General features: G+C 69.3%; 3 protein-coding genes. 2 read left to right on the top strand and 1 reads right to left on the bottom strand.

Annotated elements, in window-relative coordinates; all coding sequences use genetic code 11:
• Positions 1-349 (top strand): hypothetical protein (locus G3N96_RS38475; protein ID WP_241023037.1); only part of this gene is annotated, 349 nt, incomplete at its 5' end.
• A gap of 40 nt (positions 350-389) precedes the next feature.
• Here the strand turns inward: G3N96_RS38475 and G3N96_RS38470 are convergent.
• Complete coding sequence (locus G3N96_RS38470) at positions 390-1412, bottom strand: sensor domain-containing diguanylate cyclase (RefSeq protein ID WP_206140471.1); 1023 nt, start codon at positions 1410-1412, stop codon at positions 390-392.
• A 479-nt stretch (positions 1413-1891) separates the two neighbouring features.
• Between G3N96_RS38470 and G3N96_RS38465 the strand changes: the two genes are divergently transcribed.
• Positions 1892-2096, top strand: a 205-nt coding sequence (locus G3N96_RS38465) for a hypothetical protein (RefSeq protein WP_206140473.1), incomplete at its 3' end; no start/stop codon positions are given.

Raw genomic sequence — 2096 nt, 5'->3', positions numbered from 1 at the left:
GTGGATCGCATCGGGCTGGGCGCCGGCCACGATCGCCCGCGTGCTGCTGGCGGTGGTCAGCACCGGCTCGGGGATCGCGGCGCTGTGGTACGCGGTGCGGATCGAGATCGACCGCCGGCTGTTCGCCGCGCTCGCGCGTGCGGCGGCGGGCGACGGATCGGTCGACGACGGCCTCGCGGCGCTCGACCGCGCGCTCGCCGATCTCGGCTGGATCGATGCGTCGAAGACCGGACGCGCGCTCGACGCACGCGTGCGCGGTGCGGTCGGGCTGTGCCGGGCCGGTGTGCTCGTCGCGATCGTCCAGTGGGTCGTGGTCGGGCTCGCGATCGCCGTTCCGCAGATCGGCTAGCGCCCGTTCGAGGCCGCCGCCGCCGGTTCGTCGAGCCGCGTTACGCGTGAGCGACCCGCTGCGACCGGGTGCGTTTCACTTCGTACATCGCCTTGTCCGCGTGCTCGATCAGCGCGTTCATGTCGGTGCCGTCGTCGGGCAGCAGCGCGATCCCGACGCTGACGCCGAGCCGCATCGGGCAGCCCTCGAATTCGAACGGTTCGCCGACCTGGCGCGCGAGCCGCGTGCTTTGCGCATGCGCATCGTCGCGGTTGCCGATGTTCGGCAGGATCACCGCGAATTCGTCGCCGCCGATGCGCGCGACCGTGTCCGAGCGCCGCACCGCCCCCTGCATCCGCGCGGCGACCTCGCGCAGCGCCGCGTCGCCCGCGCGATGGCCGAACCCGTCGTTGATCGGCTTCAGCCCGTCCATGTCGATGTTGAGGATGCCGAGCCGGCCGTTCGCGCGCAGCGTCGTGTGCATCGACTGCCGCAGGCGGTCGTAGAACAGCGCGCGGTTGGGCAGGCCCGTGAGCGCGTCGTGTGTCGCGCGCAGGTACAGTTCGTTCGCCTCGTTGCGCGCCGCGTGGAACATCGCGGCGGCGATCAGGTCGGCCGTCAGCCGCAGCGTGCCCGCGTCGGCTGGCGAAAAGCCGTCGACTTCCGGCGACATCACTTTCAGCACGCCGACGGTCGTGTCGGCGTGGGTGAGCGGCATCACGAGCATCGAGCGCAGGCCGACCCGCCGACAGGCGTCGCGATCGACGCGCGGATCGGTTTCCGAATCGATGCAGTGCAGCAACGCGCCTTGCTGCACGCACAGGCCCGACAGGCTGCCCGAGCGCCGCAACCGCAGGCCGAGCATCCCGGCGGCCGTGCCCGACGCGGCGCGGTACACCATGTCGTCGCCCTCGGCGAATTCGACCGCGGCGGCGCTCGCGCCGGTGAGCTGCGGCACCTGCTCGGCCACATAGGCCATCACGCTGCCGAGATCGAGGCCGAGCTTCGCGATCTCGGCTTGCGCGGCGATGATGCGCAGCAGCGTATCGGGGGACGGGGTGGCGGTGTCGACGATTTGATTCAAGTCCGTTTTCCGTGAAAGAAAGGCCGTCCGGCGGCGCGGGATTGCGGTAGCATACGCGCCGCCTCGCGGCCGCGCGTGTGGCGGGGCGGTCTGCAGCGGACCGCCGCCGGCCAGCCGATCCGCGCCGGCAGTATGCCGTTCGGCCTGCCGGGCGACAACGGCGCAATTCTTACCATTCATCCCTCTCGCGCAGCATTTCCGACCGGATTGAGGTTTTTTCGCTTCAATGTCGCGAATCGGGGTGAGTTTTGTCCTGTTTTTGAGATAGTGTGACGAATGGGCGTGTGCCGGTGCCAGGCGCGCGTAGCACGATGCCGCGCGATTAAAGAAATCGCCGCATTGTTTCGATAAATGAATCAGGCCAGTTGAATACATATGAGGGAAGCAGTGGGGATGTTCACTCACGGGCATAGCTGCTTTGCGTGCATCGATTGCGATGCGACGGACGACCGGATGATCCTGACGAAACGGAGTGCCGCATGAAGCCGGCCGTGTCGCTGCTCGTCCTCTCGGCCGCGATGGTCGGCGCTTTTCATGCCGCCGCGCTGTCGGCCGCGCCGATACCGGCCGTGCCGGTCGCCGCCGCGTCCGGCGCTGCGTCACATGCTCCCGTGGCGTGTGGTCGTGCCTGCCTGTGCGACGTCGGTGCGCGCGCGCTGCGTGCTGCTCGCGCGCAGCTGCGGC

It is taken from the genome of Burkholderia sp. Se-20373 (genome assembly GCF_017104705.1).
Lineage (GTDB): Bacteria > Pseudomonadota > Gammaproteobacteria > Burkholderiales > Burkholderiaceae > Burkholderia.
The sequence above is the reverse complement of the archived record's forward strand: the minus strand, read 5'-3'. Positions and strand labels throughout refer to the sequence as shown.